This window comes from Streptomyces sp. JNUCC 64, assembly GCF_054484115.1.
In genome coordinates this window covers 4,324,494-4,346,076 of sequence record NZ_CM137015.1, presented here as the reverse complement: position 1 = coordinate 4,346,076, position 21,583 = coordinate 4,324,494, and the positions used below count along the sequence as shown (strand labels likewise).

The following is a 21,583-nucleotide window of genomic DNA, read 5'->3' as shown; positions in this document are numbered from 1 at the left end:
CCGACGCCGGGCCCGTCCTCCGGTGCGGACGGGCCCGGCGGTACCGGTGGCTCAGTCCGCGAAGTTGTTGCCCAGGACCGGGTAACCGGCCTTGGAGACGCCCACGGTGGTCACGTAGATCCCGGCGGGCGAGGTCAGGGTGCCGTTCGTCCGGGAACGCAGCGCGTACACCGCGCCGTTGCCGTCGTCCTCGCCCGGAGCCCCGACGAGCACGTCGCCCCGGCCGTCGGCGTTCAGGTCGTCCACGTGGACGTCCGCGCCGAAGCCGTCCCCGGTCTCGTCCCGGTTGGGGACGCCCGCCGTGTTCTGGCTGAGGAGGCGGGCGCCCCGCGTGGTGATGCCCGATCCGTCGGCCGCGCCGTACAGGACGGTCACCGAGCCCTGGTTCTTGCCGCCCGGCAGGTCCTCGTCGGGGGCGCCGATGACCAGGTCCAGCCGCTTGTCCCCGTTGACGTCACCGAGGTCCAGTTCGAGGCCGAAGGCGTCGCCCTTCTCGCTGGTGCCCGGCACCCCGTTGGTGTTCTGGGTGAAGCCCTGCCGCTCCCCGTACGCCGGGCCCGAGGCCGTGCCCTTGGCGATCAGCACCCGGCCGCCCCGGGCGGAGCCCTCCGGGCCGCTGTCCCAGAAGATGCCGAGGACGACGTCGTCGATCTTGTCGCCGTCCGTGTCACCGACGTCGGTGATGATGCCCGGGGGGAGCTTCTGCGCGCCGGAGGTCCTCGCGCCGCTCGAGGAGCCTGGCAGCCAGTAGTTGGCGTTGTGCCCGTTGCTCGTGGCGAACCCGTTGACGATCAGGTCCTCGTACCCGTCGCCGTTGGCGTCGCCGGAGTGCAGGTTCTTGACCCCGGCGTCCTGGCCCTCGTGGATCGCGGGGGTGACGGTGTAGCGGCCCGCGGGGCGGCCGGAGCGCTTGAAGCCGCCGCGCAGGATGTCGACGGTCGCGGAGTCCTGGGAGGCGACCGCCAGGTCGTCCTTGCCGTCCCGGTTGAAGTCGGCGGCCTCCAGGGCGCGGCCGAAGCGGTCGTGCTTGGTGGGGCGCGGGTCGGCGACGTCCGCACCGCCCTTGAGGCCCGAGGCGGAGCCCCACAGGACGGTGACGGTGCCGCCGTCCGCGTCCCGGCCCACGTCCTCGAAGGGGGCGGCGACGGCGAGGTCGTCGTAGCCGTCGTCGTCGAAGTCGCCGTACGCCGTGTCGCCGCCGAAACGGTCGTACTTCTCGGCCTTGCCGGGCACCCCGGGACTGTTCTGGCTGATCGCGACCTTGCGGGTGGCCGTCGCGCCGCCGTATATGACGACGACCTGGCCCGCGCCGTCCTTGCCCGCGACCGTGGCGCCGCTGGCGGAGGCGGCGACGTCCGCGTAGCCGTCGCCGTTGAAGTCCGCGTCGCTGGCGGCGACGGGGGCGGGCGCGGCGGTGGCGGGGCTCGCCGCGAAGGTGAGCAGTCCGCCCGTCAGCGCGGCCGCGGTGGCCGTGGCGAGGGCGAGTCTGATGCGCTGCTGCATACGGTCTCCTGCTGTCTTCCTGCGGTGGGGACGCCCTGCGCGGGCGTCCGGGGTGTCTGGGCGTTCGCGGGGTGTCTCTGGGTGTCTCTGGGTGTCCGGGCGCTCGGGTCAGGGTGCTCGGGTCAGGGTGCCTGGAGGGTGTCCCGGAGTTGTCCGGGGAGTGTCCCGGGGGACGGGGTGTTCGGGTGGGCGCGTCGCCCGTGGTCGTCGTCTTCGTGTGTCTGTACGCCCGTACGTCCGTGTTCCGGCGTGCCGTGGTGCCGTGGTGCGGGGCTCGTCGGTGGTCCCGGCTCACCAGGGCGGGCGGGTCCGGGCGCAGGGGAGACCTGTGGTGGGGCGTGAGAGTTGTAGGGGACGCGGGAGAAAACGGTGTGGGGGCGTGGACTTGACCGGATCCATGCTTCCGGCTGGCCCGTTATCGGCCCCTGCGGTCCGGTCGCGGTTACGTGGGTGGGTGTCCCGGGTGGCGGCGATCGATCCCCGGGCGTCGCGACGGGTCGGTGGCCCGGTCGCCGGGGCGCCCGGTCGGGAACAGGGGCGGGGAGTGGGGATCGGGGAGCGGGCATCGGGACTCTTCCGGAGCCCTCGGCCGTGCCGTTGTCCCGCCGACCGTCGGCCCGCCGTCCTGGCTGTTCAACCGCCCGTGTCGTCCGGCCGGTCCGGTCGTCGTCCGCCCTGGTTGTTCAACCGTTGCGGTCGTCGTCCGTCCTGCTCTTCAGCCGGTCCGGTCGTCAGCCGTTGCGGTCGTCGTCCGTCAGCCGGACCTCGAACCGGTCGGCGTAGGGCTCGTCCTCGGACGCGGGGTCGAGGGAGAAGGACAGCTTCGACTCCCGTCCCTCGAAGGCGACCTCGACCCAGGCCGACGGTTCCCCCTGGACGAAGTCCGCGGTCATCGGGAGTCCGGCCGCGCCGCCCCACGCGCGCACCCACTCCCGGGCCGCCTTCTCGTCGCCGTCCGTCGACAGTTCCGCCAGCCCGTCCGCGTCCCGTTCCTTCAGCCGGGCCAGGACGTGTTCGACGGCGGAGAGCGAACCGGGGGTCGGCTGTCCCGTCACGTCGAGCTGGAGGTCGCTGACGCCGTCCTTGTGACGCTGCGGGGTGTGGTCGGCACCGGTCAGGAACTCGCACGCGGCGAGCGGGGGCAGCAACAGGGCGAGGACGGCGGCGGCGCGGACCGCCCGCACCGTCCGGGCGGGTGCGCGGCGGGCGGGTGCTCGGCCGGGCGTCCTGGCGGGCGTCAGGGCGGGCGTCCTGGCGGGCGGGGAGGGAAGGCGCTCGTTCACGCGGTCGTGCTCCTGTTCCCCGGTCGGTCGCCGGACGGAGGTCCGGCCCGACCCGCCGTGCCGGCGGGGGCGGTGTCGGTTCGGTCAATCGGTCATGGAGTACGACGGCCCCTGGGGCTGAGCGGTTCCTTCTGATTCTGTCTGCTTCCTTACTTTTCCTTTTGCTTTCATCCGCTTCATCCGCCTCATTCATCAATCGGATCGGATCGGATCGGGTCGGGTGGGGCGGACGGTCGGGGCCGGGCCCGGCTCAGCCGTGGTCGTCCGATGGAGTCCCGTCGCCGTCGCCGCTGACGTCCGGTACCGGTACCGGACGGGAGCCCTCCGCCAGGGACCGCGCGCCCGCGACGCCGACCAGTGACGCGGCGACCGCGTCCCGCACCGGGACCAGGGGCGGGGCGCCGTGTTCGACGGTGTCCCGGAAGGCCCGCAGCAGCAACGCCGTTCCCTCCGCGCGCCGTTCGACCGGTCCGTCGTCCAGCGCGACGGGCGGCGGTACGCGTTCCTCGTCGAGGACGGTCCCGTCGGTACGGGTCCAGCCCTCGGCCCGGACCCGTACCGACCAGGCGCGCTCCCCCGGCGCGCGGACCGACTCCGCGAGCCCTCGGGTGCCACGTGCGGAGATCCAGCTCCAGTGGCTGTCCGGCTCGCCCTGGAGGAAGCCGTGCCGGGTGACGGCGAGCGCCCCGGTGGACAGCCGGACCGTCATCACCACGGCGCTCCTCGGGTCCGCCGCGTCCACCGGGAACGCCGACACCTCCACCGGGCGGGCGCCGGTCAGGGCGAGCACCGGGGAGAGGGTGTGGGTGCAGTACGCGGTGGACGCGATCCGGCCCCGCCAGTGGTCCGGGTCCCCGATCAGCGCGCTGACCTGGTCGGGTGCCAGCGCGTGCAGGTAGTCCGCCTCGACCAGGGTGATCCGGCCCAGCTCCCCGGCGTCGGCGGCGGCCCGGACCAGCCGGACGTGCGGATGGAGGACGTAGTTCTCGGCGAACGAGTAGGTGGCTGTGGAGCGGTCGGCCGCCGCGATCAGCAGCCGCCCCTCGGTCTCGTCGGCGCAGGCCGCCGACTCCGACAGGACGTGGACGCCCCGGTCGAGGAAGGCGACGGCGAGCGGGGCGTGCGCGTCGAAGTCATGGGCGAGGACCACCGCGTCCAGGGCCAGACGCGGTGCGAGCAGTTCCCGCCACCGGGTGGTCGGCTCCGCGTCCGGGTGCTCCGCCGCGGCTTCGGCCAGCCGCCCGGGGTCCCGTTCGCACAGGGCGACGACCTCCAGTCCGGTCCGTCCGCACCAGTCGGCCAGATAACGTCCCATCCCGCCCAGTCCGACGATCCCCACACGTATGCCCATGCCCCCAGCGTCACACGGGTGCCCGGACCGCGCACATGATTTCCGGGCCCGACGGGACGGTCAGCGGCGGGACTTGAGAGGGGTCGGTGACCGGTGGCCGCTGGTCAGCCGACCAGTGGTCAGTGCCCCGGTGGCCACCGGTCGGTGGTCGGTGCCCTGGTGGCCCCCGGTCGGTGGTCAGTGGCCGGTGGCCCCGGTCGGCGGTCGGTGGCGAGGACCGTCCGTGGTCTCAGCGCGGGGACTTGTGCAGCGTCAGGTCCATGACGACGGTGCGGTGGTCGGAGGCGCCCAGGTCGAGGAAACGGGCGTCGCGGGCGGTGAACTCGCGGGAGACCAGGACGTGGTCGATCTGCGCGCCGATCAGCGCGGCCGTGGAGGACGGCCAGGTCGACTCGCGCGCCGCGTCGGCGAGCCGCGCGCCGTCGGTCAGCCCCGCGTCGAGCAGTTCGCGGAACGCCGCGTGGTCCTGGGTGGCGTTGAAGTCCCCAGCCATGATCATCGGGCCGGAGCGGGCCGGGGCGCCGACCGTCGTCCCGGTGAGTCCCGCCGAGCGGGTCCCCTCGGCGGCGACGGCGCGCAGGGCGTCGAGTTCGCGGCGCCAGGTACCCAGTTCGCTGGGCAGCGGGGGCATCGGGTGGGCGAGCTGGAGGTGCACCGGCACGCCCTTGATCTCGGTGACCGCGCCCGGCATCCCGAGGGTGGAGCCGTGCACCCCGTCGGTGGGCCGCAGCGGGGTCCGGCTGAGGATCGCGGAGCCCTCGGCCCCGTACGCCTCGACCGCCGTCCGGTGCGGGTAGTCCGTGCCGATCCGGTCCTTGAGCCGGTCCAGGCACCCGGGGTCGCACTCCTGGACGAACAGCAGGTCGGGCCGTTCCCGGACGACCGCCTTGACCAGTCCGTCGGTCGCGGTGCTGTACTCCACGTTCGACGTCATCACCCGCAGCCCGGCGAGCGGCGGACCGTCCGGCGAGGAGACCTTGCCGTACGGATCGACGTACCAGGCCAGCACCCCCATCGCGGCGACGCCCCACACCAGTCCGGTGCGCCAGCGGGCGAACCAGGAGAGCAGCAGCGCCACCACGGTCGGCGCGATCAACCAGGGCAGGAACGCCAGTAGTTGGGGGACGGGGGTGACGCCGTCCACGTCCGCGACCCGACAGCCCGCCACCACGCTCACCCCGAGCAGCAGCGCCCCGGCGAGCCAGGCGCCCCGGCCGGTCCGGCGCCGTTCGCCGCCCTCCGGGGACGGCGGCTCCGGCGGGGCCGGGGGTCCGTCGGTGCGTAGGGGCGTCGCCATGGCTGAGTCCGTCCTTCCGGCCGTCCGGCCCGTTCCGTCCGGTGCGGCCCGTTCCGTCGGTCCGCGCGCGGGGGCTCCGCGCGCGTCCGGAGGGGGGTCCGGCGGACCCAAGGTTACGGACCGTCCACGTCCTCCCTGGAGGACGGTCGTCCCTCGGCGACGGTTGCGCGCGACGGCGCGAGTCCGGCCGCCGGGCCGGTGGTCCGGCTCACGGCCGGACCCGTGACAGCCGGACCCGCCGGACCCGTGGTGGGCGGGCCGACGGCCGGAGCGGTCGCCGGTCCGGCGGATGGGGCCGCGACCGGGGCGGTGGCCGGGACCACGCCTGGGGTGGTGACCGGGGCGGCGGCGACCGGGCGGGCGAGGGCGGTGAACGCCAGGGGGACGGCCCCGGTGACGGTGACGATCCCCCGCGCTCCCCCGGCCCCCGCGCCGGGCCCGACCTGGGGAACAGCCCCACCGACCTGGGCGACGGCCCCGGAACCGACCCCTGTTCCGGCCCCCGACGGGCGGGGGGCCGAGGCCGCGCGGGCGCCCCGGACGCCCGCGAACCGGCCCGCCGCCCACCCCGTGAGGCCGACCACCAGACCGAGGGCGAGGACCACCCACGCCGCCGTCCGCAGCGACCCGGTCAGCGCGTCGAACACCGCGCCCGCCGCCGCCCGGGACACGTGCGGCGGCAGATCGCCCAGGGTCAGCTCGCGGCACACGGCGATGGCGACGCTCAGCGCCCCGGCCGCCCCCGCCGCGCCCAGCGCCGTCGCGGTGACCGCGCGCCGCCGCACCGTGGCGAACAGGATGCCGCCGAGCGCGAGCGCGACGGAGCCGACCGGGAGCCAGAGACCGGCGAGTTCGAGCATGTGGACCCCTTCGCGGAGCCGTCGTGGGTCCTCGCCGGGCAGCACGGTGACCACCGTGGGCTGGACGGGGATGCGCCGGGCGAGCGTCACCCCGTCCTCGACGAGGCGTTGTCTGACGCGTTCGGTGACGGGGGCGAGGTCGACCGTGACCCGTTCGCCGCCGGGGTCGCGCACCGCGTCCATCACCACGCCGTGGGCGGTGCGGTGCGCGGTGTCCCAGCCGTCCTGGTACGCGTCGGTGGCGGTGAACGAGCCGACCGCGTCCCGGACGAAGCCCCGGACGGCGCTCTCCCGGAGGGCGTCGCGGTCGAGGGGCGGGGCGCCCCGGTCGACCTGGCGCAGCACCCCGTCGGCGACCGCGTCCGCGAGGGCGGCGCGCACCCCGGGCGCGGTGGCCACCGGGGCCATCGCGGCGGTGTACGCGTCGGCGTCGGCCAGCTCGACGCGGGCCCAGGCCGCCACGGTGGCGACGGGCAGCAGCGCGCAGGCGGCGGTGATCAGCGCCACGGAGAGCGTGCGGCGCAGGGCGCCGCGCGGGGTGCGGGACACCCTCCCAGGCAACGGGGCGGGGCGGGGCGCCGCGACCCGGGCGCGGGTGTTCGGGTGCCGGTCCACCCGAGCGGCGCGCCCCGTCTGGCGCCCCGGGCCGGGGTGTGCGGTCCGGCGCGGGGCGCGGACGCCGCCGGGTGGGGACCGGCGGGCGGGACCGTCAGGCGCGCTTCCGGGACCGGCCGGCGGAACCGGCGTGCGCCCCTTCCGGGACCGGCGGGCGCCCTTCCCGGACGGCCGGGGGGAGACCGCCGGGCACCGCCCTTCCGAAACGCCCTTCCGAGACGGGCCGACGGGACGGACCGGCAGGATGGGCCGGCGGGACGGACCGACTACTTGCGGTTGTACATCCGCATGGTCAGCGTCCCGAAGACGACGACCAGCAGCGCGGACCATCCGAGCGACCAGGCGAGTTCCACCCCGGGCCACTTCCCGGCCATGAGGTCGCGCACGGCGGTCGCCACATGGGTGATCGGGTTGTGGTTGACGAACGCCTGGAGCCAGCCGGGCATGGTCTCGGGCTTGACGAAGATGTCGCTGAGGAACGTCAACGGGAAGATCACCATCATGCTGACGCCCATCACGGACTTCTCGGTGCGCAGCAGCAGCCCGAACATCGTCCACACCCAGGACACCGCGAACGAGAACACGATCAGCAGGGCCACGCCCGCGAGCACTCCGAGGAACCCGCCGTCCGGCCGGAAGCCCATGATCAGCCCGACGGTGATCATCACCAGGGAGGCGATGAGGTAGCGGAGCATGTCGCCGAGGAGGTAGCCGACCATCGCGGCGGGCCGCCAGACCGGAAGGGTCCGGAAGCGGTCGAAGACGCCCTTGTCGATGTCGGTGTTGATGGCGACGCCGGTGTACATCGTGATCATCACGATGGACATCACGAGCATCCCGGGCAGAAGGTACTGGATGTACGCCTCGGGCGATCCGGCGAGGGCGCCGCCGAACAGGTAGGTGTACATCAGGATCAGCATGATCGGGAAAGCCGTCACATCGAACAACTGTTCGGGAACGTGCTTGATCTTCAGCATGGCGCGCCAGCCGAAGGTGAGGGACGCCGACAGCGGTCCGGGCCGCCGTGGCCGGTCCCGGGCGATGAGCAGCTCCGCGAGCGAGTCGGTGCTGACCGGTGCGAGGTCCCGTTCGTCCGTGGTGGTGGTCGTGGTGGTGCTCATGCGCGGGCCCCTTTCCCGGTGGCGGTGCGCGGCGGGTCGGTGTCGGCGCCGGTGGCCGGACCGTCGCCGGAGACGGAAGCGGCGGGGTCGGTGGTGCCCGTCGCGCCGGACGCGGAGGCGCCCCCGTCCGCCGGACGGTCGGTGAGCGCGAGGAAGACCTCGTCCAGGCTGGGCTGGCCGAGGGCGAAGTTGTCGACGGTGATGCCCGCGCGGGAGAGTTCCGCGAGGGCGCGGGACGCCTGGGCGGCCGGGTCCTCGCCGTCCAGCACGGCGTCCCGGCCGATCCGGGCGGTGAGCGCCACGGGGTCGGACTCCAGGGTGACGGGCGCGTCCAGCACCCGGGCGAGCAGGGCGCGGGCCTCGTCCCGGCGCTCGGCGTGCCGCACCCGTACGTGCACCGCGCCCGCGCCGACGGACGCCTTCAGCTCGCCCTTGGTGCCCTCCGCGATGACCCGGCCGTGGTCGATCACCGCGATCCGGGAGGCCAACTGGTCGGCCTCGTCGAGGTACTGGGTGGTCAGCAGGACCGTGGTGCCCTGGGCGACGACCGCCCGCACGATGTCCCACACCTGGTTGCGGCTGCGCGGGTCGAGGCCGGTGGTGGGCTCGTCCAGGAACAGGAGATCGGGGGTGTTGAGGATGGAGGCGGCGATGTCGATGCGCCGCCGCATGCCGCCCGAGTACGCCTTGACCTGCCGTCCCGCCGCCTCGGCCAGCCCGAACGCGGTGAGCAGCTGGTCGGCCCGCCGGTACGCGGCGCGTCGGCCGTGTCCGAGGAGCCGGGCGAGCAGCACCAGGTTCTCGGTGCCGGTCAGGTCCTCGTCCACGGAGGCGTACTGGCCGGTGAGGCTGACCCGGGTGCGCACGGTGTCGGAGGCGCGGACGACGTCGTGGCCGAAGACGCGGGCCTCGCCGCCGTCCGGACGGAGCAGGGTCGCGAGCATCCGCACGGTGGTGGTCTTGCCCGCGCCGTTGGGGCCGAGGAGCCCGTACACCGTGCCGGTGGGGACGGTCAGGTCCACGCCGTCGACGGCCCGGTTGTCGCCGAAGGTCTTCACCAGACCCCTGGTCTCGATGGCCGGGGCGTCCGGCCGTACCGCCGTCCGCCCGCCCTTTCCGCTGCTCATGTCCACCTCGCCGTGTTTCATGTGTTCTCAGGCGTTCTCTAGATTTTTCCGCGCTTCGTAGCGTTCTGTCGCACTTAGTACTCTTCGTGCTCTTCGTGCTCTTCGTGCTCTTCGTCCCATGGTCCGTGGTGCGCGGTCCTAGGTGAAGACCTGAGCGGTGACGAGAACTCATCGGTCCCGGGGAACTTCTTTTCGAACGAATGATCGACATCGGGGAGGGGGCTCCTCCCCGGCACGAGTTGCTCAAGCGCGGCCCGGGGTGTGCTCTGGAGGGGGACGGACGCACGGCACCGACGACGGCGGCCGGTCCGGACGGTCCGTGGGGCCCCACTGGCCCCTCCACCCCCACCGGACGGGAACCCGGCGGGAACCCCGGGCCCCGGCGCGACGCCGACGCCGTCACCCGGGCCGTCACCCGGGGCCGCCACCCGGGCCGTCACCCGACCGGCGGCATTCGCCCGGCGCCATCCGCCCGGCGGCGCCCGGCGGCGCCCGTCGGCGGCGCCGCACCGGAGCCGACGACGCGACCGACGCCGTACCGCCGCCCCCACCGGGAACGGGCCCGCCCCGCCACCGGTCCAGCGAGAGGAGTGGTCCCATGACGCAAGCCGCCCCCGCCCCGGGCGCCCCGGGAACCCCCGGCGCCCCGGCGACCCCCGGCCGGGGCCGCCACGCGGCCCCCCGCGCCGCCGTCGTCGACCCGAAGGCCGCCGGAACCTGGGTGCCGGTGCTCGCCGGAGTGGTCTACGGCTTCTGGATCGCGGGCATCAGCCGCGACGCCAGCGGCTACCAGGTCACCGGCTGGAACATCCTGCTCGGCTTCGTCAGCGGCGCGCTCTTCGCCGCCGTCGCCTTCGGACTGCACCGGGCCGCGCCCGCGCTGCCCAAGGAGGCCCGCTCGCTGGCCTGGGCCGTCTTCGCGGGCCTCGCCTTCGGCTTCTGCTACAGCCAGACCGGCCACTCCGTGCTGCGCTCCGCCGGGATCTCCCTGGCGGTGGCCTTCGGCGTCGGGGCCACCGTCTACTACCACACCTACGTGGCGGAGGACTGAGCCCGCGCCCCGGCTGACGTCCGGCCCCGGCCCGCCCCATGCCCGCCACGCCCCCGCCCGAGGACCCGGCCCGGGACGTCCCCCCGGACGCCCCCCGGGTCCCCGGGCCGTCCGGCGCGGAACCGGCCCCCTCGCTGCTGCGTGTCCGGGGGCACAGCGTGGCGTGGGTGCCGCCGCTGGCGCTCCTCGTCGGCCTGGTGCTGTTCGACCTGAACACCTCCGGCGAACTGCGGGTGATCTCCTGGATCGTGATGGTCCCGGGCATCGCCGCCGCGCTCTGCGGGGTGTGGACGACCGCCGTCTTCGCCCTGCTGGCCGTCGTCGCCTACGTCAGCATGGACACCACCTGGCCGCACCAGTACCAGACCGGACTGCCGGACTTCGTCCTGGTCACGGCGGGCGGGGTGCTCGCGGTGGCGGCCTCCTGGGTGCGCATCCGCAACGAGCGCCGCTCCCTGCACATGCGGGACGTGGCCGACACCACCCGGCGCACCGTGCTGCGCCCGCTCCCCGAGGGCTGGGGCGGCCTCGACCACGCGGCCGTGTACCTCGCGGCGGACAGCGTGGCGAAGGTCGGCGGCGACTTCTACGACATCCAGCCCAGCCCGTACGGGACCCGGGTGCTCATCGGCGACGTCCAGGGCAAGGGGCTCGGCGCGGTGGACGGGGCGGCGGTGCTGCTCAGCTCGTTCCGGGAGTCCGGCTACTACGAGGCCGACCTGACCACCGTGGCCCGGCGGCTGGACGCCCGGATGCAACGGCACGGCTTCTACTGCGCGCGGGTCGGACGGGCCGACTCGGACCGGTTCGCCACCGGGGTCCTGCTCGGCTTCCCGCCGCGCACCGCGCCCCACGGGCCCGTCGTGCTCGTCAACTTCGGTCATCAGCCGCCGTTGGTGGTCGGCCCGTCCGGGGTCCGCGAACTGCCGCCCGGCGACGGTCTGCCGCTCGGTCTCGGCGACCTGGCCGAGGGCCCGGCGCTGCTCCAGCGGGTGTGGCTGGCGCCCGGGGACACCCTGCTCATGGTCACCGACGGGGTGACCGAGGCCCGCGACGCCCAGGGCGAGTTCTTCCCGCTGCTCGCGGCGGTCACCGAAGCCCTCGCGGACGACCCGGCCGTCGCCCGCCCCGAGCGCCTGGCGGCCTTCGTCCGGGACGCGACCCTGCGGCACGGCGGGGGCCACCTCGCGGACGACACCACGGTCTTCGCGGTGCGCCCGCTGGAGGGCCCGGGCACCGTCGAGGGCTATCCGTTCTTCACGGGGCGGCGGGGGTGAACGGCCTCCGGCTCCCGGCCGCCGGAGGGCCGGGAACCGCCACTACCCTGCACGGGTGCTGTCATACGACGATCTGACCCCGCCCGAACGGCAGTTGTGGGACGCCTTCCCCGAGGGCCGCCGGGTGGACCTGCGCACGGACCCGCCCGGGGCGGACGGGACCGGGCCGGACGGGCGGCGGGGCGCCCGGGTCTCCGTGCGCGCGGCGGTCCTGGCCGGGCTGCTGCTCGGCGCGCACCCCGAGGAGCCCGGCGCCGTCGCCGCGCTGCGCCTCACCGGCGCGAGGATCACCGGTCGGCTGGACCTCTCCGGGGCGGAGGTCCGGCACACGCTCTCGGTCGAGGACTGCCGGTTCGACGAGCCGGTGACCCTGCGGGGCGCCACCACGCGCACGATCGGGATCGTGGCCAGCCGACTGCCCGGGATCGACGCCGGGCTCGCCCGCGTCGACGGCGCCCTCACCCTGAGACGGTCCGTCCTCGAAGGGGGCTCGCTGGTCCTCCTCAACGCCCGGGTGGCGGGGGAGTTGAGCCTGAACGGTGCCACCGTCTCGCCGGACGCCGACCGGGGCGAGTGGGCGGTGTTCGCGGGCGGGCTCGTCATGGAGGGCGGCTTCTTCGGCAAGGGGCTCACCACCCGGGGCGGACTGCGGCTCCCGGGCGCGCAACTGCCCGGCGGGCTGTTCCTCCAGGGCGCCCGGCTGGGGGCCACCGAGGGCGTCGCGCTCGCGGCGGACCGGGTGACGGTCTCCACCGTGGACTGCTCCCACGGGTTCACCGCGCGGGGGACCGTACGGCTGCGGGGCGCCCGGATCGAGGACCTGCTGGGCTTCGCGGGCGCCCGGCTGGACGGCGGGGGCACCGCGCTGGTGGGCACGGCGATGCAGGTCGGGGAGTTCGACTTCAGACCCGCCGCGCCCCCGCCGGGAACGGTGGACCTCCGCTCCGCGCACACCGCGTGGTGCCGGGACGACGAACGGTCCTGGCCGGGAAGGGTCCTGCTGGACGGGTTCACCTACGACTCCCTCGGCCCCGGGTCGACGGACGCGACCGACGCGACGGACACGACGGGCGCCACGGAAGCGACCGACGCGACGGGCGCCACGGAAACCGTGGACCCCCCGGCGGCCACGGAACCCCCGGCCGCCGGAGGAACCGCGACACCCGCCGGGACGGCCACCGCCCCCGCACGGTCGGCCGCCCCCACGCGGTCGGCCGCCCCCGCCGGGAACGACGACGTCGCCCGCCGACTGGAGTGGCTCCGCCGGAACCCGGGCTACGCCCCGCAGCCGTACGAGCAACTGGCGGGCTTCTACCGGCGGATCGGCCACGAGGGCGAGGCGCGACGGGTCCTCCTGGCGAAGCAGCGGCACCGCCGCCGCACCCTGCCGCCCGTCGCCCGGGTGTGGGGCAGGCTGCTGGACGTCACCGTCGGCTACGGCTACCGCCCGTGGCTGGCGGGGGTGTGGCTCGCCGCGCTGGCCCTGCTGGGCACGCTGGCCTTCGGGCGGGCCACCCCCACACCGGTGAAACCGGGGGAGGGAGCCCCGTTCCAGCCGCTCGTCTACACCCTCGACCTGCTGATCCCGATCGGCGGCCTCGGCCAGCGCACCGCCTGGTACTGGACGGACGGCGTCACCCAGTCGCTGGCCCACGCGCTGGTCGCGGCGGGCTGGATGCTCACCACGGCCGTCGTCGCGGGCGTCACCCGCACCCTGAGCCGCAACTGACGGAACGCGCCCGCCCCCGAGCCACGGCTGACGGGACGCCCCCGCCCCCGAACCGCGGCTGACCGGGGACGCGCCTGACCCGGGGACGACGACCACCGCGTCGCGCGTCCGGGCGAGTACCCCACGCGAGTACCCCAGAGGCGCCGCGCCGGGCGCCGGACCGGACGTCGGGCCGGGCCCCGCGCCGGGCGGCACGACGGGCATCGCGACGGACCACACGACGGGCACCGCAACGGCCCGCGCGACGGCACCGCGACGGACCGCGCGCCCACCCGCGCCGTATGCCACCGTGAAGGCATGACGACCCTCGCCCAGCTTCGCGCGGCGGCGCTCGCGCTGCCCGGCACCGCCGAGCGGACGACCCGGACCGCGCGGGCCGACTTCACGGTCGGCGGCAGACCGTTCGTCTCGTTGGGCACCGACGACCGGGTCCGGCTGCGCCTGCCGGACGCCGAGGCGGACGCGGTGCTCGCCGAGGTCCCGGCCGCCGAACCGCTCACCCGGGGCGGCGCGCGCACCGGCGCCGCCGTGCCGCTCGCGGGGATCGACGGTCAGCGGCTCAACCACTGGGTGCGGCGGGCCTGGCTGGCCCGGGCCCCGAAACGGCTCGCGGACCGGGAGGCCGCCGCCGCGACTGCCGCCCCCGGCACGGTCGGCGACCTGCCGCGAGGCATCGGCGCCCCCGCCACCCGGGCGCTCGCCGCCGCCGGGATCACCACCCTCGACCAGGTGGCGGCCCTGGACGGGGCGGAGTTGCTGGCCCTGCACGGCGTCGGCCCCAAGGCGGTCCGCGTCCTGACCGAAACCCTCGCCGCCACCGGACGCCCGCCCGTCCGCTGAGGCCCGTATCCGGCCCTCCTCCGTACGTCGCCTACGGTCATCCGCATGACCATGGAGAACGCGCGGTGTCCGGACGGAACTGAAAGGGCGGGGAACGCGGGAGAGCCGACGGAGCGGAGCGCGCCGGGGGCACCGGAGGGGCGTGCGCCGACCCCGGTCCCCCGGGCACAGCTCGTCATCGGTGTGGTCCGCCGGGGGGACGAGGTGCTGCTGGTGCGGGAGGCACTGGGGGCCGACGGCGCGTCGCTGTGGTCGCTGCCCGGGGGCGGTGTGGAAGACGGTGAGCTGCTGCACGAGGCGCTGCGACGGGAGGTCCGGGAGGAGACCGGACTGCTCGTGGGCGATCCGGTGCGGACCGCGTTCCTGATGCACATCGACTCGGAGAGGTACCCGTCCGCGCTGGCCGTGGCCTTCGAGGTGGCCGACTGGTCGGGAACGCCCGCGCCCCGGGACGGCGACATAGAACGGGCCGCCTTCTTCCCGCTGCCCGAGGCGTTGGAGCTGCTCGGCGAGTTGGACAGCGCGGTCCAGAGGGAGCCCATCGTGGGCTATCTGTCCGGGCGGACCACGCCGGGCACCACCTGGCTGTACCGCGTCCGGGACGGCGAGGAGCGGCTGGTCGCCCGTTGGTGACGGGCACTCCGCCCGGCCGGAGGGACCCCGCCCCGCTGAGGCCCGCCCCGGTACGGTGGCCCCCGGACCGACCACCGCGCGTACGGCCACGGGCCGACCGGGCGGGGGCGGAGGGCTGGCACGAGGGACGGGGACACACGTGGCGAAGCACTGGTCGTTACCGCTCCTGGTGAACCTGCTGCTCGGAGTCCCGGCCGTGGTACCGGTGTTCCTGCTGTACTACTTCGCGACGAACTGGCCGTTGGCCGAGCTGGGCCTGACCTCGCGGGAGCCGACGGAGAACGACGGCGTGGCGCCCATGCTCCTCGTCCTCGTCCCCGTCCTCGTCCTGTACGGGCTGGTCTGGTGGCTGGCCAACGCGCCGCTCCGGCGCCGGACCGCACTCGCTCCGCGTACGTACTGGATCCTCAGCTCTCTGGCGACGCTGGCGCCGACGGCGGCTCTGATCGCCCCCTCCTGACCCCGGGAGGACGCGGCGGACCGGGCCGGTCCCGGCGGGGTACGGGTGACCTCCGTGGCCGTCGGCCGCGTACCATCGGGGCCGCCCCGTCCCCGAGCGGACCCCCACACCCCGTAAGGAGCCGTCGTGACCAGCGATGACGTCCCGGACGCGCAGGAGTCGGCCACCGGGGGGCCGGGCGGCGGCGGCCGGGAGACCAAGGGGCAGCGCACCCGTCGCCGGATCCTGGAGTCGGCCCGCCGCCAGTTCGGCGAGGTGGGCTACGAGCGGGCCACGATCCGGGCCATCGCGGCGGACGCCGGCGTCGACAAGGCGTCGGTGATCCAGTACTTCGGGACGAAGGAGAAGCTGTTCCGGGAGGCCGTGGAGTGGCGCATCCCGGTGGCCGAGCTGACCACCGACGACCCGGGCGAGTCCGTCGGGAACTATCTGCGGAACATGCTGGAGAACTGGTCGAAGGACCCGGACTCCCCGATGACCGCGCTGCTGAGGGCCAGCATGACCAGCGAGGAGGCGGCGGAGCTGCTGCGCGGACGGGTCACGTCCCAGGCGGTGGACCCGCTCGCCGAACGGCTCGGTGACGACCCCGACGCCCGGCTGAGGTCCGCCCTGGTGGGCGCGATGATGATGGGCGTCGCCACGCAACGCCATCTGCTGCGGATGCCGGACCTCGCGGAGGCGGACCTCGCGGACGTCCTGCGCCTCGCCGTCCCCGTCCTGCGCGACCTGATCACCCCGGAGCCCTGACCCGCCCCGGACACGACCCGAGCCCGCCGTACGAGCCCGTGCGGCGGGCTCGGCCGTGTCCGTACCGCCGGGTGTGACCCGTTTCTCACCGCCCGGTGAGAAATAAAACTCAACATCCGTATAGTTTTCTCCCCTGGCGTGGCCGGGCGGATCGATCCGGTCCGCCCTCACGCCTCACGAGGAGCGAAGCGACCCCATGAAGACACCACAGACACCACAGACACCACCGACACCGACCGCGACCGTCCACGGCGGCGGGGCGCCGCCCAAGGCGCTCGGCTGGGCCCTGGTGGTCATCGCGACGGCCCAGCTGATGGTGGTGCTGGACGGCACCATCACCAACATCGCGCTGCCGAGCATCCAGACCGATCTGGACCTCTCCGCGTCCACCCTGTCCTGGGTGGTCAACTCGTACGCGCTCGCCTTCGGCGGGCTGCTGCTGCTCGGCGGCAAGGCGGGCGACCTCTTCGGGCGCCGCCGGATGTTCCGCTTCGGCATCGCCGTCTTCACGGTCGCCTCGGTGCTCGGCGGCTTCGCCTCCGACGAGTTCCTGCTGATCGCGGCACGGGTGCTGCAGGGCGTGGGCGCGGCGGTCGCCGCCCCGACCGCGCTGTCGCTCATCGCGACGAACTTCCCCGAGGGCGCCCCCCGCAACAAGGCGATGGGCGTCTACGCGGCGATGGCGGGCATCGGCTCGACCGTCGGTCTGCTGCTCGGCGGGGTCCTGACCGACTACCTGGACTGGCGCTGGGTCTTCTTCGTGAACGTCCCGATCGGCCTCGCGGTCCTCGCGGGCACCCGGCTGCTGGCCGAGGGCCGCCCGGAGCGCGGACGGCTGGACATACCCGGCGCGATCACCGGCACCGGCGGTCTGATCGCCCTGGTGTACGGGATCACGCGCGGCGGCGAACACAGCTGGACGGACGGTCTGACGCTGGGCTCGTTCGCGGTGGCGCTGACCCTGCTGGCGCTGTTCCTGGTCCTCCAGACCAAGGTGGAGCACCCGATGCTGCCGCTGCGGCTGCTGCGCGACCGGAGCCGCTCCGGCGCCTACGCGACCATGCTCTTCCTGGGCGCGGGCATGTTCGCCACCTTCTACTTCCTGACCCTCTACATGCAGCAGGTGCTCGACTACAGCCCGGTCCGGACGGGCCTGGCGTACCTGCCGTTCAGCGTCGGCATGATGATCTCGGCGACGCTCGGCTCCCGGCTGGTCTCCCGCTGGTCGGCGCGCCGCATCGCGGGCCCGGGGCTGCTGGTCGGCGCGCTGGGCATGCTGTGGTTCGCGACGCTGGAGACGGACTCGTCGTTCGCGGGGCACCTGGCGCCCGCGATGTTCGTCACCGCGCTGGGCCTCGGCGCGAGCTTCGTCCCGATGACGCTGGGCGCGGTGCGGGGCGTGCGTCCGCAGGACGCCGGGATCGCCTCGGCGCTGCTGAACACCGCCCAGCAGATCGGTGGCGCGCTGGGTCTCGCGACCCTGACCACGGTCGCCGCCGCCAAGGCCGACGACCTGGTGCCGGACGCCTCGGCCACCTTCTACCGGGCCGCGGCCACGGGGGACACGGGGCTGATGGCACGCGCCGCCGAGGCGCTGACCGAGGGGTACGCGGCGGCGTACCTGGTGGCGGCGGCCCTCTTCGTGGCGGGCCTGGCGATCACGGTCCTGGCCCTGCGGAACACCCGCCCCACCCCTGGGGACGCCCCCGCCCCGGTGCACCTGGGCTGAGGCTGACCGGACGGCCCCGGGCCGGGACGGCTCCGGCCCGTCACGGGCGGTCCCGGCTCCGTCAGCCCTCGGCGGCCTCCCGCAGGAGCCGCTTGCGCTCCTCTTCCCGGGTGCGGGCCTCGCGGCGGGCGCGCTGGCGCGGGCCGAAGGTGAAGAGGTTCATGGCGAGGGCCAGCAGGCCGACGCCGAGCAGCAGCCAGCCCCGGCCCTGGAAGTAGACGACCGTCCCGACGAGGATCACGAGCCCGGCGCTCAGCAGTCCCGCCCAGTCGGCGATCCTGCTCAGCCCGGCGCTCATCCTCCGGCTTCCCTCACCCATCCGGACGCTCCCGTCTCCGCTTCTCCGCCCCCGGTCGCGGCGGGTGGTCCCGCCGTCGCGCGCACCGGGCTGACGCGGTCATTGTCACCCGGGCGGGCCGGGAAACGAAGGGGTTCCCGGCCGGGGCGGGGAGGGGTTGCCGCCTGAGGGCCGGGAGGGGCTCCCGGCCGGGGGCCGCTACGCCCGGTCCCCGTCCGCGCGCCGTCCCCGCCGGTGGAGGCCGAAGGCGAAGACGCTGGTGGCGACCATCGCCAGGGCGAGGAGCAGGAACGCCGGGCCCTCGCCGTCGAGGTAGCCGTCGATGCCCAGCGCGAGCAGGAACAGGGCCGCCGCCAGTCCTCCCCAGTTGGCCACCTCGTCCAACAGGCTCCCGACGCTCCGGTCGCTCCGGTCGCTGTCGTCGCTCATCCCGCTGTCTCCCGTCCGTCCCCGGCTTCGCCCCCGAGGGGGTCGTCCCGCGGGCGCGGGCGTGGCCGTGGTCGTCATTGTCACCCGGGCGGTCCCGTAAGCGAAGGGGCGCCGGGGGAAGGTGAGTTGGGTGTGACGGACGGGACGTCAGGACCGTTGAGCCGCGAGTCGGGGAGCGGGGAGCCGGAGGGCGGGGAGCCGGGACCGCAGGGCGAGGCGAGGTGAGGTGAGGGGGTGGGGCGAAGGGCGGGGCGCGTCAGCCGTACATGCGGCGCATCGCGAAGTCGACCATCTGCTCCACGGCCTTCGCGTCGAAGACCATCCGGTGGTCGCCCTCCATGTCGAGGACGAACCCGTACCCGGTGGGCAGCAGGTCGATCACCTCGGCGCCGGTGATGACGAAGTACTTGGACTCCTTGCCCGCGTACCTGCGCAGCTCCTTCAGCGTGGTGAACATCGGGATCACCGGCTGCTGGGTGTTGTGCAGGGCGAGGAAGCCGGGGTTGTCGCCGCGCGGGCAGTAGACCTTGGAGGTCGCGAAGATCTGCTGGAAGTCCTCGGCGGCCATGGAACCCGTGGTGAACGCCCGGACCGCGTCCGCCAAGGACGGCGGGGACGGTTCCGGATACAGCGGGGGCTGCTGCGCGTAGCCGGCCGTCTGCGGGGGCGGGGACTGCGGCTGCGCGTAACCCTGCCCAGGGGCCGCGCCGCCCGCGTGCTGCTCGTAGCCGTACATGCGCGCAAGCGTACCGAGCGGCGGCCCCCGCCCGGGCGCCACCCGGGAACGGGACGGGTTCCCCTCATCGGGGGGTTGCCGTTATTACCGATGGGTAGCATCATCGTGAGTACTGCTACTCGCCAGTACGCGCGTCATCCCCGAGCTACCTACGGAGCCGTCGTCATGGGGCACTACAAGTCGAATCTCCGCGACATCGAGTTCAACCTCTTCGAGGTGCTCGGGCGCGACAAGACCTACGGCACCGGACCGTTCGCCGAGATGGACGTGGAGACGGCCCGCAGCGTGCTGGGCGAGCTGGCCCGCCTCGCGGAGAACGAGCTGGCGGAGTCCTACGCCGACGCCGACCGCGAACCGCCCGCCTTCGACCCGGCGACCGGCACCGCCCCCCTCCCCGCGTCCTTCAAGAAGTCGTACCGGGCGTTCATGGACTCGGAGTACTGGCGCCTCGGCATCCCCGAGGAGATCGGCGGCACCACCGCCCCCTCCAGCCTCATCTGGTCCTACGCCGAGCTGATCCTCGGCTCCAACCCGGCCATCTGGATGTACTCCTCCGGCCCGGCGTTCGCCCGCATCCTCTTCGAGGAGGGCACCGAGGCGCAGCGGCGGATCGCGGAGATCGCCGTCGAGCGGACCTGGGGCTCCACCATGGTGCTCACCGAGCCCGACGCGGGCTCCGACGTGGGCGCCGGTCGGGCGAAGGCGATCCGGCAGGAGGACGGCTCCTGGCACATCGAGGGCGTGAAGCGGTTCATCACCTCCGGCGAGCACGACCTGGAGGAGAACATCCTCCACTACGTCCTCGCCCGTCCCGAGGGCGCCGGTCCCGGCACCAAGGGCCTGTCCCTCTTCCTCGTCCCGAAGTTCCTCTTCGACTTCGAGACCGGCGAGCTGGGCGAGCGCAACGGCGCCTACGCCACCAACGTCGAGCACAAGATGGGCCTCAAGGCGTCCAACACCTGCGAGATGACCTTCGGCGACCGCCACCCCGCCAAGGGCTGGCTGATCGGCGACAAGCACGACGGCATCCGGCAGATGTTCCGGATCATCGAGTTCGCGCGGATGATGGTCGGCACCAAGGCGATCTCCACCCTCTCCACCGGCTACCTCAACGCGCTGGAGTACGCCAAGGAGCGCGTCCAGGGCACCGACCTCGCCCACTTCATGGACAAGGCCGCGCCCAAGGTGACCATCACCCACCACCCCGACGTGCGCCGCTCGCTGCTGACGCAGAAGGCGTACGCGGAGGGCATGCGGGCGCTGGTGCTCTACACCGCCACCGTCCAGGACGCCGTCCAGCTCAAGGAGGCGGCCGGTGAGGACGCCTCGCACGAGCACGCGCTGAACGACCTGCTGCTGCCGGTCGTCAAGGGCTACGGCTCCGAGAAGGCGTACGAGCAGCTCGCCCAGTCGCTCCAGACCTTCGGCGGCTCCGGCTACCTCCAGGAGTACCCGGTCGAGCAGTACATCCGGGACGCCAAGATCGACACCCTCTACGAGGGCACCACCGCGATCCAGGGGCAGGACTTCTTCTTCCGGAAGATCGTCCGCAACCAGGGCGCCGCGCTGAACTCCCTCGCCGAGGAGATCAAGAAGTTCCTCGCCGTCGGCACCGGCGGCGAGGCGCTCGCCGGGGCCCGGGAGCGGCTCGGCCGCGCGGCGGCGGACCTGGAGGCGATCGTCGGGGTCATGCTCACCGACCTCGCGGACACCGAGCGGGACGTCCGCTCCATCTACAAGGTCGGCCTCAACACCACCCGGCTGCTGCTCGCCTCGGGCGACGTGATCGTCGGCTATCTGCTGCTGCGGGGCGCCGCCGTCGCCGCCGACAAGCTGGAGTCCGGGCCCGTGAGCCCCCAGGACCACGCGTTCTACACCGGCAAGATCGAGGCGGCCCGGTTCTTCGCCGCCACCGTCCTGCCCGGGGTGACCACGGAGCGCGCGGTCGCGGAGGCGGTGGAGCTGGGGGTCATGGACCTCGACGAGTCCGCGTTCTGACCCGCCCCCACCCGCCCGGTCGCCCGCCCGCCGGTCGCCCACCCGCCGGTCGCCCACCCGCCGGTTGCCCACCCGCCGGTCGCCACCCGCCGGTCGCCACCCGCCGGTCGCGGTCCGGCTCGCCGGGCCTGGCGGTCCGGTCCTCCGGCGGCCCGGGCGGCCGGTCCTCCGGGGGCAGCCGGTCCTCCGGGGGTGGGGCGGGCTCGTCAGTCCACCGGGGCCGGACGGCCGGGTCTGCGGGGTCGAGCGGCAAGCACGCCAGGGCCGAGCGGCCGGGTCTGCGGGGCCGGGTGGTCCGGTCCTTCAGGGACCGGGTGGCAGGTCCCGCGAGGCGGGATGGTCCGGCCGTCGGCGCCCGGCGGCCCGGCCGTCGGGCCCAGGGGGCGACCGCCCGCCACCCCACCGGACGACTGCCTGTCGCCCCACGGACGACCGTCCGCAGGACCACCGGACGACCGTCCGCGCCCCCGCGGGGCAACTGCCTGCGGCATGTACATTT

Annotated in this window: 19 protein-coding genes; 9 read left to right on the top strand and 10 right to left on the bottom strand. The window is 74.4% G+C overall.

The features are described 5' to 3' along the window. Positions 1-51: 51 nt before the first annotated feature. From ACVWNX_RS17915 to ACVWNX_RS17885, 7 genes are all read right to left on the bottom strand, one after another. Positions 52-1,503 (bottom strand): FG-GAP and VCBS repeat-containing protein, encoded by a 1,452-nt coding sequence (locus tag ACVWNX_RS17915; RefSeq protein WP_454408174.1) that lies wholly within the window; start codon positions 1,501-1,503, stop codon positions 52-54. Between the two features lie 731 nt (positions 1,504-2,234). Further along, entirely contained in the window at positions 2,235-2,786 is a 552-nt protein-coding gene (locus ACVWNX_RS17910) for a hypothetical protein (RefSeq protein WP_454408172.1), read from the bottom strand. A 250-nt stretch (positions 2,787-3,036) separates the two neighbouring features. Beyond that, positions 3,037-4,137: a Gfo/Idh/MocA family protein gene (locus ACVWNX_RS17905; RefSeq protein ID WP_454408171.1), complete on the bottom strand. Its 1,101-nt coding sequence runs from the start codon at positions 4,135-4,137 to the stop codon at positions 3,037-3,039. A gap of 229 nt (positions 4,138-4,366) precedes the next feature. After that, entirely contained in the window at positions 4,367-5,434 is a 1,068-nt protein-coding gene (locus ACVWNX_RS17900; protein ID WP_454408169.1) for an endonuclease/exonuclease/phosphatase family protein, read from the bottom strand. A gap of 113 nt (positions 5,435-5,547) precedes the next feature. Next, complete coding sequence (locus tag ACVWNX_RS17895; RefSeq protein ID WP_454408167.1) at positions 5,548-6,843, bottom strand: hypothetical protein; 1,296 nt, start codon at positions 6,841-6,843, stop codon at positions 5,548-5,550. A 332-nt stretch (positions 6,844-7,175) separates the two neighbouring features. Then, entirely contained in the window at positions 7,176-8,030 is an 855-nt protein-coding gene (locus ACVWNX_RS17890; RefSeq protein ID WP_454408165.1) for an ABC transporter permease, read from the bottom strand. Next, positions 8,027-9,157 (bottom strand): ATP-binding cassette domain-containing protein, encoded by a 1,131-nt coding sequence (locus tag ACVWNX_RS17885; RefSeq protein ID WP_454408164.1) that lies wholly within the window; start codon positions 9,155-9,157, stop codon positions 8,027-8,029. Before ACVWNX_RS17885 ends, ACVWNX_RS17890 begins: the two co-directional genes overlap by 4 nt. 598 nt (positions 9,158-9,755) lie before the next feature. On the opposite strand from ACVWNX_RS17885, the gene ACVWNX_RS17880 reads away from it, so the two are divergent. From ACVWNX_RS17880 to ACVWNX_RS17845, 8 genes are all read left to right on the top strand, one after another. Next, positions 9,756-10,208 carry a hypothetical protein gene (locus ACVWNX_RS17880; RefSeq protein WP_454408162.1) on the top strand — a complete coding sequence of 151 codons (453 nt, stop codon included), beginning with the start codon at positions 9,756-9,758 and terminating at the stop codon, positions 10,206-10,208. A 38-nt stretch (positions 10,209-10,246) separates the two neighbouring features. Beyond that, complete coding sequence (locus tag ACVWNX_RS17875; RefSeq protein WP_454408160.1) at positions 10,247-11,485, top strand: PP2C family protein-serine/threonine phosphatase; 1,239 nt, start codon at positions 10,247-10,249, stop codon at positions 11,483-11,485. Between the two features lie 55 nt (positions 11,486-11,540). Next, positions 11,541-13,214 carry an oxidoreductase gene (locus ACVWNX_RS17870; protein WP_454408159.1) on the top strand — a complete coding sequence of 558 codons (1,674 nt, stop codon included), beginning with the start codon at positions 11,541-11,543 and terminating at the stop codon, positions 13,212-13,214. A gap of 297 nt (positions 13,215-13,511) precedes the next feature. Then, positions 13,512-14,054 carry a hypothetical protein gene (locus tag ACVWNX_RS17865; protein WP_454408157.1) on the top strand — a complete coding sequence of 181 codons (543 nt, stop codon included), beginning with the start codon at positions 13,512-13,514 and terminating at the stop codon, positions 14,052-14,054. Between the two features lie 45 nt (positions 14,055-14,099). Next, the gene (locus tag ACVWNX_RS17860) at positions 14,100-14,687 is read left to right on the top strand and encodes an NUDIX hydrolase (protein WP_454408155.1); all 588 of its coding nucleotides are present in this window, start codon (positions 14,100-14,102) and stop codon (positions 14,685-14,687) included. A gap of 139 nt (positions 14,688-14,826) precedes the next feature. After that, positions 14,827-15,147 (top strand): hypothetical protein, encoded by a 321-nt coding sequence (locus ACVWNX_RS17855; protein ID WP_454408153.1) that lies wholly within the window; start codon positions 14,827-14,829, stop codon positions 15,145-15,147. Positions 15,148-15,273: 126 nt separating this feature from the next. Next, positions 15,274-15,894: a TetR/AcrR family transcriptional regulator gene (locus ACVWNX_RS17850; RefSeq protein WP_454408152.1), complete on the top strand. Its 621-nt coding sequence runs from the start codon at positions 15,274-15,276 to the stop codon at positions 15,892-15,894. Positions 15,895-16,090: 196 nt separating this feature from the next. Next, positions 16,091-17,623: an MFS transporter gene (locus tag ACVWNX_RS17845; RefSeq protein ID WP_454408151.1), complete on the top strand. Its 1,533-nt coding sequence runs from the start codon at positions 16,091-16,093 to the stop codon at positions 17,621-17,623. A gap of 61 nt (positions 17,624-17,684) precedes the next feature. Here the strand turns inward: ACVWNX_RS17845 and ACVWNX_RS17840 are convergent, their stop codons facing one another. The 3 genes from ACVWNX_RS17840 to ACVWNX_RS17830 all read right to left on the bottom strand — a co-directional run bounded on the left by ACVWNX_RS17840 (position 17,685) and on the right by ACVWNX_RS17830 (position 19,086). Next, positions 17,685-17,921, bottom strand: a complete 237-nt coding sequence (locus tag ACVWNX_RS17840; protein WP_454408150.1) for a hypothetical protein — start codon at positions 17,919-17,921, stop codon at positions 17,685-17,687. A 198-nt stretch (positions 17,922-18,119) separates the two neighbouring features. Next, positions 18,120-18,350 (bottom strand): hypothetical protein, encoded by a 231-nt coding sequence (locus tag ACVWNX_RS17835; RefSeq protein ID WP_454408149.1) that lies wholly within the window; start codon positions 18,348-18,350, stop codon positions 18,120-18,122. 256 nt (positions 18,351-18,606) lie between these two features. Then, positions 18,607-19,086: an SseB family protein gene (locus ACVWNX_RS17830; protein WP_454408148.1), complete on the bottom strand. Its 480-nt coding sequence runs from the start codon at positions 19,084-19,086 to the stop codon at positions 18,607-18,609. A gap of 165 nt (positions 19,087-19,251) precedes the next feature. Here ACVWNX_RS17830 and ACVWNX_RS17825 point away from each other — a divergent pair, with 165 nt between their 5' ends. Beyond that, the gene (locus ACVWNX_RS17825) at positions 19,252-21,084 is read left to right on the top strand and encodes an acyl-CoA dehydrogenase (protein ID WP_454414818.1); all 1,833 of its coding nucleotides are present in this window, start codon (positions 19,252-19,254) and stop codon (positions 21,082-21,084) included. Positions 21,085-21,583: the final 499 nt, after the last annotated feature.

Bases quoted from the DNA above. Each gene is read 5' to 3' on its own strand.
- ACVWNX_RS17845 (WP_454408151.1), top strand. From the start codon at position 16,091: ATGAAGACACCACAGACACCACAGACACCACCGACACCGACCGCGACC.
- ACVWNX_RS17905 (WP_454408171.1), bottom strand. From the start codon at position 4,137: ATGGGCATACGTGTGGGGATCGTCGGACTGGGCGGGATGGGACGTTAT.
- ACVWNX_RS17840 (WP_454408150.1), bottom strand. From the start codon at position 17,921: ATGAGCGCCGGGCTGAGCAGGATCGCCGACTGGGCGGGACTGCTGAGC.
- ACVWNX_RS17875 (WP_454408160.1), top strand. From the start codon at position 10,247: ATGCCCGCCACGCCCCCGCCCGAGGACCCGGCCCGGGACGTCCCCCCG.
- ACVWNX_RS17830 (WP_454408148.1), bottom strand. From the start codon at position 19,086: ATGTACGGCTACGAGCAGCACGCGGGCGGCGCGGCCCCTGGGCAGGGT.
- ACVWNX_RS17880 (WP_454408162.1), top strand. From the start codon at position 9,756: ATGACGCAAGCCGCCCCCGCCCCGGGCGCCCCGGGAACCCCCGGCGCC.
- ACVWNX_RS17860 (WP_454408155.1), top strand. From the start codon at position 14,100: ATGACCATGGAGAACGCGCGGTGTCCGGACGGAACTGAAAGGGCGGGG.
- ACVWNX_RS17890 (WP_454408165.1), bottom strand. From the start codon at position 8,030: ATGAGCACCACCACGACCACCACCACGGACGAACGGGACCTCGCACCG.
- ACVWNX_RS17885 (WP_454408164.1), bottom strand. From the start codon at position 9,157: ATGAGCAGCGGAAAGGGCGGGCGGACGGCGGTACGGCCGGACGCCCCG.
- ACVWNX_RS17825 (WP_454414818.1), top strand. From the start codon at position 19,252: ATGGGGCACTACAAGTCGAATCTCCGCGACATCGAGTTCAACCTCTTC.
- ACVWNX_RS17865 (WP_454408157.1), top strand. From the start codon at position 13,512: ATGACGACCCTCGCCCAGCTTCGCGCGGCGGCGCTCGCGCTGCCCGGC.
- ACVWNX_RS17900 (WP_454408169.1), bottom strand. From the start codon at position 5,434: ATGGCGACGCCCCTACGCACCGACGGACCCCCGGCCCCGCCGGAGCCG.
- ACVWNX_RS17915 (WP_454408174.1), bottom strand. From the start codon at position 1,503: ATGCAGCAGCGCATCAGACTCGCCCTCGCCACGGCCACCGCGGCCGCG.
- ACVWNX_RS17835 (WP_454408149.1), bottom strand. From the start codon at position 18,350: ATGAGCGACGACAGCGACCGGAGCGACCGGAGCGTCGGGAGCCTGTTG.